The following is a 12,458-nucleotide window of genomic DNA, read 5'->3' on the forward strand; positions in this document are numbered from 1 at the left end:
ACCGCAAATGGGGGCCGCCGACGAGCATCTGCACCTGCTGGAGCTGCTGAACTTGCCGGACTGTCGATCAGCCGGGTTGTCGAGGCGGAGGGACCCGACCCGCGAGAAGTGTCGTAGCCGGACGGCACACTGGTTCCCGGCGCGGGAGGTGGGGGTCTTGGTGAAGGGTTTCGGCCGGGAGAGGGTCCGGAAGCTGCTCGGAATGGCGGTTTGGGAGGTGGAGCTCGCGGTGGAGACCGGTCTGCTCAGACGTCTCCCCGATCGCACCTTCGACCCCGTCTCCGTCAGCACGGCAGAAGCCGACCTGGAGCTGTTCCGACGACTTCTCGCCGCCGAGCGTCGCTGCAATACGAGTGAGGCGGCGGCCAGGCTTGGCGTCTCGACTGACGCCTTCCAACGGATCGCCGCCGTCGTCGGCCTGATGCCCGTGTTGACGGAGGAGATCAGGAAATACGGCCGCACCCTCAACGTCCGCTACTACCGCGCGGCAGATGTCGATGCCTTGGCCGACCACGCCCGCGCCGACACCGAGCTTCGCGCCGCAGCCCGGGCGGTCTCCCGTTCGGAGGCCGCCACGAAAGCCGCCCGGACGCGCAAGCTGAACCTCGCGCGGGCCGCGGCGGCCCGCGCGGAAATCGAGGTCATGAAGCCGGCCCCCGACGCGGATGCGGTTCAGCTCCTCCTGTGGGCTGCAGCGCTGATGGTGGTCGCCGGGATCTGGCCTGGACCGCTCCAACCACTCCGCCGTATGTCGGATCGGCGTGCCGATCCACTGATCGCGACTTTGCGCGAAGCCCGCCTTCCCCGTGCGGAACTGGAGGGGATGCTCGCTGAGCTTGCCGAGAGATCAATCGACCTGATCGGTCTGCTGGTCCCACCAGAGATCGCGGAGCGAGAGCTGGGTGTCCCGGTCGCCATGCTGCCGGCAGATCTGCCCAGGGTCGATGATCACCTGTTGGCGCCCGGGCTCTATGAACTGGTTTCCTCGCCACCGTCGTGGCTGCTGCGGGCACGAGCTGATCGAGAGCTGGAGCGGGCCGCCCGGGCGGAGGCCCAGCGCGCCGCCGAAGAGGTCTCGCGACGGCGGCGGGCTGAGAAGGCCGCGGTCGATGCTGCCGTCCGAGCGGTCTCCCGGTTGAGCGACGAGTCCGTGGCGGAGATCTTCGGCCTGTCTGTCGAGGTGATCCGGCTGCTCCGTCCGAAGAGCGGTCATTGGTCGGCCGGGTTCGTCGCGGGGCTGTCCCGGCGTACTCCGCCATGGCTGCTGGATGAGACCGCGGCCCGTAGGGAGGCCGATCGCCGCAGCCGCGCCGCCGCCACCCGTGCCCGGCGTCGCGCGGCCCGTCAACTCTCCTGGCGCCGGCACTGGGCCGAGGCGTTCGGCGTTCCCCTCGGTGACGTCCCCGAACCGATCGGACGACCTACCCCCAAAGCCATCGAGGCCGCCAGACGAAACCCACCCCCCTGGACGCGCGGGCCGACACCGGATTGAAGCTATACCGCTTCTCTGCGCAGGGAACGCCGCAGGTGGGCGCGCCGTCGCTTCCCGGTGGGTGAGCTGAGCGTCAGCGGCGGACCAGAGCCCAGGAGCCGTCGGCCTTGACGGTGATCAGGCGGGTGCCGGTGGGCAGCAGCACCCCGCCCTTGTAGGTGCCGATCTCGTTGATGAGCAACTCTGGGTAGGAGCCGATCCGGGGGTAGGCGTGCACGATGAAGTTCGACTGACCGTTGTGGGTGGCGCGCATCGTGCTCAGGCCTCTCGTCGGCGTGAGCTTGAGGACCTGGTCCCCGGTGCCCCGGAGGGTGGCGGTGCACCAGCAGCGGGCCTTGGTGACCGGCTTGACGGCGGCGGTCCATGCGCCGTCCGCCTTGATTTCCAGGCCGATGGTGCCGTTGCTCGCGGCGTAGGCGTTGTAGAGAACGGTGCCGTCGTAGGGGCCGATCTCGTTGACCAGCAGGTCGTCCTTTTTCCCGCGCGAGTCGATCGTGTGGACGATGAAGTTGGACTCGCCGTCGTGGGTGAAGCGGATGATGCCGGGCTTCTTGGTGGCGCCGATGCGCAACACCTGGTCGCCCTCCCCGCGGTACTTCGTGTCGGCGTGCGCGGAGGTCGCGCCGACACCGCCGGTCGTGAACGCGACGGCAGCCAGGGTCAGCACGGTGAAAAGGCGGCGGAACATGGCGAATCTCCTTGAACCGGGTGTACCGGCTTGCGATGGATCGGTAGGGGGCGTCGGCTGGCGGTCGGAGCGGCCAATCGCCGGTGCAGCGGACGGCGCCGTTGGGGGGTACCCGTGCTTTACGACGGGGGGACGGACGGCGGCGCCCGCGTTTGAATTCGTGGTTTCAGGCGGCGTGCAGTGCGGGTGGTTCGAGGCAGACGACATCGGGGACGATGGCGGCCAGGTGGCGGCTGAGAGAGCCGCGGCGTGAGACGACCGTCACGTGCAGCCCGGCGTCCGTCAACCAGTCGGCGAGGTTGACGAAGTAGCCGTCCCCGGACCCGATGATCACGCGCTCGAACCGCAGGTCAATGCGGTCGTCGTACGCCGACTCGACCAGTGCCCGGTCGGCGCCGTCGGGACCGGAGCGCGCGAGCAGTCGCACTCCTCGGAACGCGATCCCGACCGCGAGGAGCGCGGTGTGGTTGACGGCCACGACGTACTGGTCCATCGCTCCTGTCGGGACCAGCGACTCGTAGATCGTCATGACCTCCTCGACCTCACAGGTCGTAGGGCGGGTGGAGCCCACGAGATTCTCGATGTCGATCAGGTGCATGGCCCGGCCCTGCCGCAGCGACTCCTGGTGCTCCAGGCGGCGGGACCGGCGGCTCGTCCGCGACGTACGGGCGCGGAACTCGTCCAGGTGCGTGACGGGGGTGATCACGATACGCGTCCTTCCATCAGCGTTGTGTGCGTGGATCTCCATTAGAGCACATGTGAACTCAATCCACGATAGATCGATGAGAAGACATGATTCCACGGTCCAGGATCCCTGTGTGAACGGTGCGCCGAGGTCCCCGCGAGAGGGATGAAGACCCGGCCGTGAGGCCGCGCCGGGCGCTGACCTCTCCGTCCCACATCCGGACGACATCAGGAGCCGCGGGATCGAGTACTCGAGGATCCGTCTGGTCCAAGAGCCGCTCACCGCGTACCTGGATTATGAGCTGATGGCCTACCGGATCCGGGCGAACCTCGGTGAGGTCATCGAAGTCGTGCGCTGCGGCACCACGCTGAGCCTGCCCAACGAGGACCTCTTCGACTTCCTGCTTTTCGACCGGCACACCGCATTGATCCATGACTACGGTGATGCGGGGTTGCAGGCCGGGGGCTGGCTGACCCACGATCCTGAAGTCCTGTCATCTCTAGAGATCAGGGCCACCGAGCTACGGCAGGCGGCTGTGCCGTTAGGTGAATGGTGTTAAGCCTTCGCCTCCGCGAGAGGTGAGGCCAAGTCCGGCCAGCCGGGCGAGGTTGACCGCAGCGGCCAGGGGCGAGAAGTCGACGGCTATCTTGACTCGCCCGCGCCACACCACTGTCCAGGAGCCGCCGGAAGTCCTCATCGCCGAAGCCCCGCTTATGACCGCACCTGGCCACGGCAAGTGGGTCAGGCGGCCCTTAGAGAGCTCAGCAGTTCGCGGTAGACGTTGTAGGCGGTCGCGGTCCGCTTGCTCGCGCCAGGAGTATCGAGCAGGGGCAGCAGATCTCGATCGGGCCGGCCGAAGCGGCGGTCGTTCATGCCGGAGTGCAGACTGGCGATGGTGGAGGCCTACGACGCGGCGACCGAGGCTGGCGCAAACGGCGCGCTGCGTCAGTGATCTTGTCCGCTCCATAGATGGTTCACCGAGTATCTTGACCGGAACCATGTCAACGCGATGTCACACCTGGTGAGGGGAGCGTAGAAGGTCATACCTTCTTAACGACGACCGAGTCTGGGACCAGCTTCTCCAGGTCGTCTACGTCCGAGGCGAAGACGGTGACCTGCCCCTTCTGCTGCTGTGCGATGACGGCGAGCACCGCGTCGATCGCGTACTTGTGGCCGTGCAGCTTGGCATTGGCTAGTATCCGGCGAGCCTGCCGGGCTTCGTCCTTCCCGATTCCGACGACGTTGAGCCGGGACAGCACCCAGTCCCAGCGTTGCTCGGTGATCCTGCCGTCGTGCGCCTCGACCACCGTCATCGGAGACGTCACCACCTCCGCCTGCCCCCGGGCCGCGAGGTCGAGCCAGGCGATCATCTTCCTGTCGCCGCGCACGGCCAGGGACAAGGCCTCGCAGTCGAGTACGAAGATCCGCAACGGCGGTTGCTCGTGCTCACCGCTTCGCTTCCTCATGCAGCCTCTCCTGCGTTGCGCTTTCCGCCGGCGCGGCGGCGCTCGTGCTCCGCGTCGAGATCTTCCAGTTCTTCGATTGCTGCCGCGCGCTCGTCTTCGGTGACCGGGCCGTATTCTTCCTCCAGCCAGTTCACCAGTTCCAGCAACCGGTCCCGGTCACGCTTGAAGCGCAACGCCTCGGCGACGTACGCCGACAGGCCCCGCTCTGCCGCATCCGTGCGGATCTCGTCGAGGAGTTCCTCGGGGATCGTCACCGTTACCTTCTTGGTCGCCATACTTGAGACCATACTTCAGGTGTCGGTCTTCTTACCAGCTCTGGTGGCCGCTCGCTGTGATCCCGTACGAGGTTGTTCGGCGTACGTGCGCGTCTGGGCAGACTGGCGACGGGGCGCGGTTACGCGGCCGTTCGGGCGCCGCGTCTGGACGTCCTTCGACATGCACCACCACGGGCGGGCGCAACACCATTTCGGGCAGGCGCTGAGGTTCGCCAAGGCGGGGGATGACCCGATTACGGGGGCGTGGGTGCTGTCGACCTTGACGCAGCAGGCCATCCACACGGATCAGCCGGGTTGGGCTGTACGGCTGGCGCGGGCCGCCGCCGAGTCTGCGCGTCGCGGTCAGGCGCCCCCGCGGGTGATGGCTCTCATGACGATCAGAGAAGCCTGGGCCACAGCCCTACATGCGAGACCGGCCGAGGCTGGGGACAAGCACAGCGCCAGGCGGGTCGAGTGCCTGCTGGTCGAGGCGGAACGCGCACACTCCCAAGGTGCCGCTGACCGCGATCCAGCGTGGATCGCACTACACGAGACGGTCGAGTTGAACGCCGAAGCGGGTCGCTGCTGGAGCTTGCTGGGCGAGCACCATCGGGCGGCGGAGTGTGCCGAGGCGGCCGTGAACGCTTTCCAGGAACGTCTTCCTCGCTCAGCTCAGTTCAACCTCGTGCATGCCGCCGACGCATATCTGGGAATGGGAGAGTTGGAGCAGGCCCTCGATTCGGCCCGGGCCGCAGTCCCCATGGCCAAGGCGCTGAGCTCCGCTCGCTCGGTCGAGTTCGTCCAGGCCTTCGCCGACCGCCTCGAACCGTACGGCACCACCGTGGCCGTCCGAGAGTTCCGCGACCATCTGCGAAGCGAGTTGGCTGCTTGACGGGCCTATTGGTCTACGCCCCCCGGCCCCGGGTTCGCGTCCACGGGGATGGTGTCGCCGACCACGGACCACCGGGCGGACCAAGCCCGCGCCGAACTGGTGGTCCATCTGGCTGAACGCCTGGCGGGCCTCGTTGATCCGCCGCACGTCCACCATGCCGACCGCCCGGCCGGACCCGGCGCGCGCGGTCGAGGCGGCGGGGGTGTCGTACGTCCAGGACGACAGCCACTCCCCCAGCGCGGCCGGGACGAACGGCAGCGTGGCGAGTAGAAGGACCGGGCCAGCTCCGGTGTGACGCGGACCTCTAGTCCGCAGTCCGGGTCGACCGTGCCGTCGGGCCTGAGGAACTGGTGCGTCATGCCGGCACCACGCTCGGTGGCGCGACCGAGTTCGACCGGGATGCCGGGCCTTGCGCCCGTCGCACGCCGATCGCCCCGGATCGTGCGATCTCGGCAATCCCGAACGGCTCGACCAGATCAAGGAACTCCCGCTCTCGCCGTGGCGTCCCGGCGAACGAGAGCGTCACAGTCTTCGCGGCGACCTCAACGATCTCGGCGCCGAGCGCACGCGCCGGTTCCAGCAGCTGAGTCCGGTCCGCGCTGGTGACCGCGTTGACGGTCACCAAGGTGGCGGACCGGTGGTGCGCGAGGTCGTCCGTCAGGACGACCACCTTCGTGACGCCGACGATCCGGTTGATCCGGTTCAGGAGCATGCTGATCGCCGCCGGGTCCGTTGTCGCCACGGTCAGCTGTACCCGGCAGGTGTCGTCGTCGAGGGCGGCGTTGATCGAGCTGACGTCGGCGAGGCGATGCGCGAGCATTCCGACCAACTCGCTCAGCAAGCGTGTCTGGCCGATCCCGGAGACACAGATGACACACGACGGCACGGCGACTCCCATCACCCGGCGAAGCGGCGTTGAACTTGGCATGGATCGTCTAGGTATCTCGGAGCCGCAACCTCGTCGCGGGGGCCAAATTGCACCGCTCAGGTTTGGTCGATCGAACCAACTCTCGCAGGCCAGGTGGCGGGATGATGCTTCACCAATCAAACCCCCCCCGCCACGGCCTGGGCCGCGGTTACCTTCCGGGAGGAGCCCCTATATGACCGCCATTACGGTCGCACGGCTCGGTCGCGTCCGCATCTACACAGCGCTTTCGACGTCGGTGCTCGTCTGCGCCGGTCTGGCTGGTTGCGCCGGCCAGGATTCAGCTACCGGCGGCTCCCCGTCCTCGGGAAATCCGAAGGCCATGACGATCCAGTTCGTCAACCCGCTGCCCAGCTACCCGGCATGGCGGCAGATCGGTGACTGTATGAAGGATGAGGCCAAGAAGCGCGGAGCCGACTTCACCGAGAGCGGCCCGACCGGCCAGGCATTGGACGCGAGCGCCATGATCCAGCAAGTGCAGCAGGCCACAGCCAACAAGAAAGACGTGATCATCACATTCCCGGCCAGCGAGGGCTTCACCCAGGTGCTCAAGCAGGCCCAGGCCGCGGGCGCTGTGACGGGAACCTTCTATGGTCCCGGTGGCAAGGATAGCGGCGCTGACGTCAATGCCGGTCCGGACTGGGGGGAAATCGGCGAGACGCTGGTAGGCGCGGTCGCGGCTCTGCCCGGTCAGCACGTGCTCGGGCTCGTCGCGCAGGGCAACACCGGGCTCGGCAAGTCGTGGCTGGACGGGGTCAAGGGCGCGGCCGCGAAGACCGACAACGTGTCCATCGCGGGCGAGGTGTACACCGCCGATGACGCGGCGAAGGCGCTTCCGCAGGTCAACGCGCTCCTCACGGCCCACCCCGACATCACCGAGATCGTCACCCACATGGGCACGGTCACGCCGGGCGCGGTTTCGGCGATCAAGTCTCGCAAGCTCCAGGGCAAGACCTTCCTGCTCGCCGGCGGTCACGACAACGGCGGGCTTGAGGCCGTCAAGGAGGGCACGGCGAACCTGATGCTGATGCAGGACGTCTGTACGCTCGGCAAGCAAATGGTCGACGGGGTCGTCGACGTCCACGACGGCAAGCCGGCACCCGAGGTCCCCGTCCACGTCAAGGTCGTCGGCAAGGACGAGGTGCAGGCCTACCTCGACAAGGGATGGGTCTGATGAGCGTTCCCGCCCTTCGACTGCGTGGGGTGCGCAAGTACTTCGGCTCCGTATCGGCGCTGGAAGACGTCCGCTTTGACGCCTATGGCGGCGAGGTGCACGCGATCGTCGGTGACAACGGCGCCGGGAAATCCACGACGATCAAGATCGTCGCGGGTATTCATCGGGCCGACGAGGGCGAGGTGCTCGTCAACGGCGAGGCGGTGGGCCAGGTCCGTTCGGCGGCCGATGCTCAGGCACACGGCATCGCTGTCGTGTACCAGGACCTTGCTCTTGTCGAGTGCCTCGACATCGCGCACAACATGGCGCTTGGCAACCTGCCACGCAAGTTCGGCATCGTGCTTGACCGTCGCCGGATGGAGCGGGAGGCAGCCCAGGTCCTCAAGGACCTCAAGGTGCGGGTGGGGAACGTGCGCACTCCGGTCGGGTTGCTGTCCGGTGGTCAGCGGCAGGTCGTCGCGGTCGCCCGCGCCGTCCGGATGAACAAGCCGATCATGCTCCTCGACGAGCCGACGGCCGCGCTCGGCGTCCAGGAGACCGCGCACGTCGGCGAAATCATCGACGAACTCCGGGCGTCGGGGAAGGCGGTCGTCATCGTCAGCCACGATCTGGAGTTCGTCTTCTCCCACGCCGACCGGGTGACGGTCCTCCGGCTCGGCCGGACCGTCGGCACCCGGCGGGTCACCGAAGTCGGTCGCGAGGAAATCATCGGCATGATCACCGGCGCCGTCCCGCCCGACCGACCGGACGACCCGGTCCACGACTACGAAGTGGCATGATGACCGTGACCGCGACAACCCAAACCGCTCAAGAACGAGACACCGACCACGGAGGCGAGCGGGACAGCCTGCTGACGAAGATCCTGGTGCGGCAGGAGACCACGCTGGTGCTGGTCATGCTGGTGATCGGGGTCTTCGCCGCGTCTCGCTCCAGTCTGTTCCTCTCCCCGGACAACCTGTCCGAGATACTTCGCAGCAGCGTCATCTACTTCGTGATCGCCTGCGGCGCCGCGATGCTGATCATCGGCGGTGGTCTGGACTTCTCGGCCGGTGCCGTGTTCACGCTGGGTGCGCTGTCCACCTGCACACTCCTTGTCAACGGAGTTCCCTGGCCGCTGGCGGTACTCGCCGGGATGGCGATCTGCTGCGCGGTCGGGGGGGTGAACTTCGCGGTCATCACGTATCTGCACGTGCCGCCGATCATCGCGACCATCGGGTCGTTCTACATGCTCACCGGCATCAACAACCTGGTGACGGGCGGCTCCGACGTCCTGCCGCTTCCAGAGAGCTTCCAGTGGATCGGGCAGGGCAGCGTTGCCGGCGTGCCGAACGACGTGCTCATCGCCATTGTCGTCGGCGTCGTGTTCTGGTTCCTGCTCGAGCGCACCCGGTTCGGCGTCAACGTCCGCGCGCTCGGCGGCAACCGTCAGGCCGCGGTCGGGAACGGACTGCGGGTCTTCCGGCTCGACCTGACGCTGTACGTGATCGCCGGCGCGACGGCCGCTCTCGCGGGCATGATCTACTCCGCCCGGGTGGGCGCCGGGCAGGTCACCGCCGGCGGTACGTCGATCACTCTCAACGCGATCACCGCAGTGCTCATCGGGGGCGTCAGCCTGATGGGCGGCATGGGCACCATCCAGGGCATCGCGGTGGGTGCCGTCCTGCTGTCGCTCATCGACAACGCTCTGGTGCTTGCGAGCGTCCCGCCGCAGTACAACAGCATCGTGGTCGGCGCGATCTTGGTCTGTGCGGTTGCCGTCGATCATCTGCGCCGGGCCCGGATCTATCGGAAGAGGTAAAGCCATGAACGAGATGCCCATCGATCCCGACGTCATCAAGCTGCTCGACGAGCTCGGACCACCCGCGCCCGTCTCCGCCGCGGACCTGACCGCCGAAGAACTCCGTCAGGGGATGCGCGACGCGATCGCGATCTTCACCTGCGACGCGGAGCCCATCGCGGTGCACCGCGTCACCGACGAGCTCGTGCCGGGCCGCAACGGGGAGATACCGGTGCGCGTCTACAGCCCCGAGACGCCCAGTTCGGTCATCGTGTACATGCACGGCGGCGCGTGGATCTCCGGTGACATCGACACCCACGACCTCGTCACGCGGCGGCTCAGCCGCGACACCGGAGCCGTCGTGGTCTCGGTCGACTACCGGATGTTGCCGGAACACCCGTTCCCGGCGCCGTTCGACGACGCCTGCGACGCCGTTGCCTGGGCCGGAGCGCTGCGGCCCGATCTGCCGTTCCTCGTCGCCGGCGACAGCGCGGGCGGCACCCTCGCGGCGTGCGTCGCGTTGCGGGCGCGCGACGAGCACGGCCCCCGCATCGACGCGCAGGTGCTGGTGTACCCGGGCATCGACGACGACCTCGAAGCGCCCAGCATGCTCGCCTTCCGCGACGGTCCGCGGATCAGCCTCGACGACCTCCGGTTCTTCCTCCAGCAGTACGCATCGCATGAAGCGGCCCTCGGCTCGCCCTACGCCTTGCCGGGGCGGGCCACGTCGCTGGCCGGACTGCCGCCCGCCGTCGTCGTCATCGCCGGGCACGACCTGTTGCGGTCGTCCAACGAGGACTACGCAAGACGGTTGCGGGACGCCGGGGTTCCCGTGACAGTCCAGCTCGATCCCGAGCTCGTCCACGGCTGGATCGACTTCGCGCCGCGCGTGCCGTCGGCCGATCGCGCCTTCGGCCGCCTCACCGACAGCGTCAACGACCTCATCGGCCGAGTCGCCGGGTGACGTACGACGTCGTGATCCAAGGGGGTCGAGTCATCGATCCCGAGAGTGGGCTGGACGGCGTCCGCAACGTCGGCCTGGCAGGCGGCCGGATCGCCGCCGTTTCCGAGGCAGACCTGATCGGCCGGCGGCGGATAGACGCGCGTGGGCTCGTGGTCGCTCCCGGGTTCATCGACCTGCACAGCCATGGGCAAGGCATTGCCGAGGGCCGGCTGCAGGCGCTCGACGGCGTCACCACGGCGCTCGAGCTCGAAGCGGGCGTCGCCCCGGTGTCGGCCGCCTACGTGAGGGCCGCCGCCGAGGGCCGACCCGTCAATTACGGGTACTCGGCCTCCTGGTCGTCGCTGCGCATGCATGTGGTCGGCGGCGCACCTCTCTCCGGGGGCGCGGACGGACCTCTCGACGGCCTCGGATCAGACGCGTGGCGCGCGCCCGCCGCACCGGCCCAGCTCGCCGCGATGCTGCGCATGCTGGAGCGCGAGCTCGCCGACGGGGCACTTGGGATCGGCGTCCTGCTGGGGTATGCGCCCGCGACCGATCCGGCCGAGTTCGTCGAGGTCGCAAGGCTTGCGGCGGCGGCGGGAGTGCCGGTGTTCACCCATGCGCGGCCACTCATCGAACAGGATCCCGGAGTCGTCGTCGACGGTGCCGAGGAGCTGACGAGGGTGGCCGGCGAAACCTCCGTGCATATGCATTACTGCCACGTCAACTCCACGTCGACACGCCACCTGGACCGAGTCCAGGCGTTGATCGAGGCGGTCCGTGCCGAGGGCGCCAACGTGACCAGCGAGATCTATCCCTACGGGTCGGGCATGAGCTCGATCGGGTCCGACTACTTCCATCCCGATCGGCTGCATGTCCTGGGTGCGACGGGTACGCCCCGGGACGTGATCTACGCACGGACCGGGGAGACGGTCGCCTCGGTCGATCGCCTGCTCGAACTGCGAGCAGCCGACCCATCGGGCCTGGCGTTCATCACATTGTTGGATGAGTCCGCGGACCGCATCGCTCGAATGTGTGCATTGCCGTACGCGGCCATCGCTTCCGACGCCCTGCCGTTCGTCATCGAGGACGGCCACGCCTACGACCCGATGCAGTGGCCGCCACCAAAGTTCGTCAAGACCCACCCGCGCAGCGCCGGCACCTATGGCCGTACCTTGCGGATCGCGGTGCGCGAAACGGGCGTCCTGTCGCTGCCCGAAGCGATCGCCAAGTGCACCCTGCAACCGGCGCGGATCGTCGAGCAGGCCGCGCCCGCGATGCGGCGCAAGGGCAGGATTCAGCCCGGTTGCGATGCGGATGTGGTGGTGTTCGACGCGGAGCGGGTCACCGATGCGGCGACCTACCAGCATTCGGTGCGTCCCTCGACGGGGTTCGCCCACGTGATCGTCAACGGCGAATCGGTCGTCAGCGACGGCAGGTTGCAAGAGCAGACCCTACCCGGCCGGCCCGTCAGGGGCCGACGGTGAGCGCACAACTGAAGGAGCGCTGACATGCAGGTCGCCATCGTTCTCTATCCCGGCTTCACCGCGCTGGACGTTGTCGGGCCGTATGAGGTCCTGGGCCGTCTCCCGGACACCGAGGTCGTTTTCGTCGCCGAGCAGCCCGGCCTCGTCCGCAACGACCTGAAGAGCCTGTCGATCAACGTCGTCGCGACGCTTGCCGACGTGACGGACCCCGGCGTGGTCCTCATCGGAGGGGGCCCGGGCCAGACCGAGCAAATGTCCGACGGCACGTTGCACGAGTGGTTGCGAACGGTCGACCGGACCACCGCGTGGACGGCTTCGGTCTGCACCGGGTCCTTGATTCTCGCCGGCGCCGGAGTCCTCAGGGGTCGCCGGGCAACGACCCACTGGGCCGCGATCGAACAGCTCGTCGAGTTCGGTGTGACGCCGTCGAAGGAGCGGGTCGTCATCGACGGTCACTACGCGACCGCCGCGGGCATATCGGCGGGCATCGACATGGGTTTGACCCTGGCCGGTTCGATCGCGGGCGACGACGTGGCGCAGACCGTGCAGCTCATCATCGAGTACGCGCCGGAGCCGCCGTACAACGCGGGCTCCCTGGACTCCGCTCCGGCGGCCGTCGTCGAGAGCGCGACGAACAAATTGTCGGCGCGATTTCCCGCCCGCTAGCACCGGCGT

The 12,458-nt window shown here is 67.9% G+C and carries 15 protein-coding genes; 9 read left to right on the plus strand and 6 right to left on the minus strand.

The window, feature by feature from the left end; translation table 11 throughout:
- The first annotated feature begins 157 nt into the window (after positions 1-157).
- Positions 158-1,492, plus strand: coding sequence for a hypothetical protein (locus AB0H21_RS19060; protein ID WP_358517867.1), 1,335 nt, complete (start codon positions 158-160; stop codon positions 1,490-1,492).
- A gap of 73 nt (positions 1,493-1,565) precedes the next feature.
- Here the strand turns inward: AB0H21_RS19060 and AB0H21_RS19065 are convergent, their stop codons facing one another.
- Positions 1,566-2,180 (minus strand): hypothetical protein, encoded by a 615-nt coding sequence (locus AB0H21_RS19065; RefSeq protein WP_358517869.1) that lies wholly within the window; start codon positions 2,178-2,180, stop codon positions 1,566-1,568.
- A 166-nt stretch (positions 2,181-2,346) separates the two neighbouring features.
- Entirely contained in the window at positions 2,347-2,886 is a 540-nt protein-coding gene (locus AB0H21_RS19070; protein ID WP_358517871.1) for an NYN domain-containing protein, read from the minus strand.
- 205 nt (positions 2,887-3,091) lie between these two features.
- Here AB0H21_RS19070 and AB0H21_RS19075 point away from each other — a divergent pair, with 205 nt between their 5' ends.
- Entirely contained in the window at positions 3,092-3,424 is a 333-nt protein-coding gene (locus AB0H21_RS19075) for a DUF6879 family protein (RefSeq protein WP_358518049.1), read from the plus strand.
- 182 nt (positions 3,425-3,606) lie between these two features.
- On the opposite strand, the gene AB0H21_RS19080 is transcribed toward AB0H21_RS19075, so the two are convergent.
- The 3 genes from AB0H21_RS19080 to AB0H21_RS19090 form a co-directional block, all read right to left on the minus strand.
- On the minus strand, positions 3,607-3,738 hold the full coding sequence (locus tag AB0H21_RS19080; RefSeq protein WP_358517873.1) for a hypothetical protein: 132 nt from the start codon (positions 3,736-3,738) through the stop codon (positions 3,607-3,609).
- A 167-nt stretch (positions 3,739-3,905) separates the two neighbouring features.
- Entirely contained in the window at positions 3,906-4,331 is a 426-nt protein-coding gene (locus AB0H21_RS19085; protein ID WP_358517875.1) for a PIN domain-containing protein, read from the minus strand.
- On the minus strand, positions 4,328-4,606 hold the full coding sequence (locus tag AB0H21_RS19090; protein ID WP_358517876.1) for a CopG family transcriptional regulator: 279 nt from the start codon (positions 4,604-4,606) through the stop codon (positions 4,328-4,330). Before AB0H21_RS19090 ends, AB0H21_RS19085 begins: the two co-directional genes overlap by 4 nt.
- Before the next feature lie 370 nt (positions 4,607-4,976).
- Here AB0H21_RS19090 and AB0H21_RS19095 point away from each other — a divergent pair, with 370 nt between their 5' ends.
- The gene (locus tag AB0H21_RS19095) at positions 4,977-5,477 is read left to right on the plus strand and encodes a hypothetical protein (protein WP_358517878.1); all 501 of its coding nucleotides are present in this window, start codon (positions 4,977-4,979) and stop codon (positions 5,475-5,477) included.
- A 355-nt stretch (positions 5,478-5,832) separates the two neighbouring features.
- Here AB0H21_RS19095 and ilvN read toward each other — a convergent pair whose 3' ends face one another.
- On the minus strand, positions 5,833-6,318 hold the full coding sequence (ilvN, locus tag AB0H21_RS19100; RefSeq protein WP_358517880.1) for an acetolactate synthase small subunit: 486 nt from the start codon (positions 6,316-6,318) through the stop codon (positions 5,833-5,835).
- A gap of 259 nt (positions 6,319-6,577) precedes the next feature.
- On the opposite strand from ilvN, the gene AB0H21_RS19105 reads away from it, so the two are divergent.
- The 6 genes from AB0H21_RS19105 to AB0H21_RS19130 are packed head-to-tail and all read left to right on the plus strand — an operon-like array spanning position 6,578 to position 12,449.
- Positions 6,578-7,576 (plus strand): sugar ABC transporter substrate-binding protein, encoded by a 999-nt coding sequence (locus tag AB0H21_RS19105; protein ID WP_358517883.1) that lies wholly within the window; start codon positions 6,578-6,580, stop codon positions 7,574-7,576.
- A complete protein-coding gene (locus AB0H21_RS19110; protein ID WP_358517886.1) occupies positions 7,576-8,355 on the plus strand; it encodes an ATP-binding cassette domain-containing protein in 780 nt (259 codons plus the stop codon). Before AB0H21_RS19105 ends, AB0H21_RS19110 begins: the two co-directional genes overlap by 1 nt.
- A 5-nt stretch (positions 8,356-8,360) precedes the next feature.
- Positions 8,361-9,374, plus strand: coding sequence for an ABC transporter permease (locus tag AB0H21_RS19115; RefSeq protein WP_358517889.1), 1,014 nt, complete (start codon positions 8,361-8,363; stop codon positions 9,372-9,374).
- A gap of 4 nt (positions 9,375-9,378) precedes the next feature.
- The gene (locus AB0H21_RS19120) at positions 9,379-10,317 is read left to right on the plus strand and encodes an alpha/beta hydrolase (RefSeq protein WP_358517891.1); all 939 of its coding nucleotides are present in this window, start codon (positions 9,379-9,381) and stop codon (positions 10,315-10,317) included.
- The gene (locus AB0H21_RS19125) at positions 10,314-11,783 is read left to right on the plus strand and encodes an amidohydrolase family protein (RefSeq protein ID WP_358517894.1); all 1,470 of its coding nucleotides are present in this window, start codon (positions 10,314-10,316) and stop codon (positions 11,781-11,783) included. The genes AB0H21_RS19120 and AB0H21_RS19125 overlap by 4 nt, the downstream gene beginning before the upstream one ends.
- Before the next feature lie 24 nt (positions 11,784-11,807).
- On the plus strand, positions 11,808-12,449 hold the full coding sequence (locus tag AB0H21_RS19130) for a DJ-1/PfpI family protein (RefSeq protein WP_358517897.1): 642 nt from the start codon (positions 11,808-11,810) through the stop codon (positions 12,447-12,449).
- Positions 12,450-12,458 lie beyond the last annotated feature (9 nt).

Origin of the sequence: Sphaerisporangium sp. NPDC051011 (genome assembly GCF_040653595.1) — a bacterium.
In the GTDB taxonomy this organism is placed as follows: Bacteria; Actinomycetota; Actinomycetes; order Streptosporangiales; family Streptosporangiaceae; genus Sphaerisporangium.

What these genes read in the sequence shown, in the direction of transcription:
- AB0H21_RS19080 (WP_358517873.1), bottom strand. Translation starts at nt 3,738, where the DNA reads ATGAACGACCGCCGCTTCGGCCGGCCCGATCGAGATCTGCTGCCCCTG.
- AB0H21_RS19095 (WP_358517878.1), top strand. Translation starts at nt 4,977, where the DNA reads ATGACGATCAGAGAAGCCTGGGCCACAGCCCTACATGCGAGACCGGCC.
- AB0H21_RS19130 (WP_358517897.1), top strand. Translation starts at nt 11,808, where the DNA reads ATGCAGGTCGCCATCGTTCTCTATCCCGGCTTCACCGCGCTGGACGTT.
- AB0H21_RS19110 (WP_358517886.1), top strand. Translation starts at nt 7,576, where the DNA reads ATGAGCGTTCCCGCCCTTCGACTGCGTGGGGTGCGCAAGTACTTCGGC.
- AB0H21_RS19090 (WP_358517876.1), bottom strand. Translation starts at nt 4,606, where the DNA reads ATGGCGACCAAGAAGGTAACGGTGACGATCCCCGAGGAACTCCTCGAC.
- AB0H21_RS19120 (WP_358517891.1), top strand. Translation starts at nt 9,379, where the DNA reads ATGAACGAGATGCCCATCGATCCCGACGTCATCAAGCTGCTCGACGAG.
- AB0H21_RS19065 (WP_358517869.1), bottom strand. Translation starts at nt 2,180, where the DNA reads ATGTTCCGCCGCCTTTTCACCGTGCTGACCCTGGCTGCCGTCGCGTTC.
- AB0H21_RS19105 (WP_358517883.1), top strand. Translation starts at nt 6,578, where the DNA reads ATGACCGCCATTACGGTCGCACGGCTCGGTCGCGTCCGCATCTACACA.
- AB0H21_RS19085 (WP_358517875.1), bottom strand. Translation starts at nt 4,331, where the DNA reads ATGAGGAAGCGAAGCGGTGAGCACGAGCAACCGCCGTTGCGGATCTTC.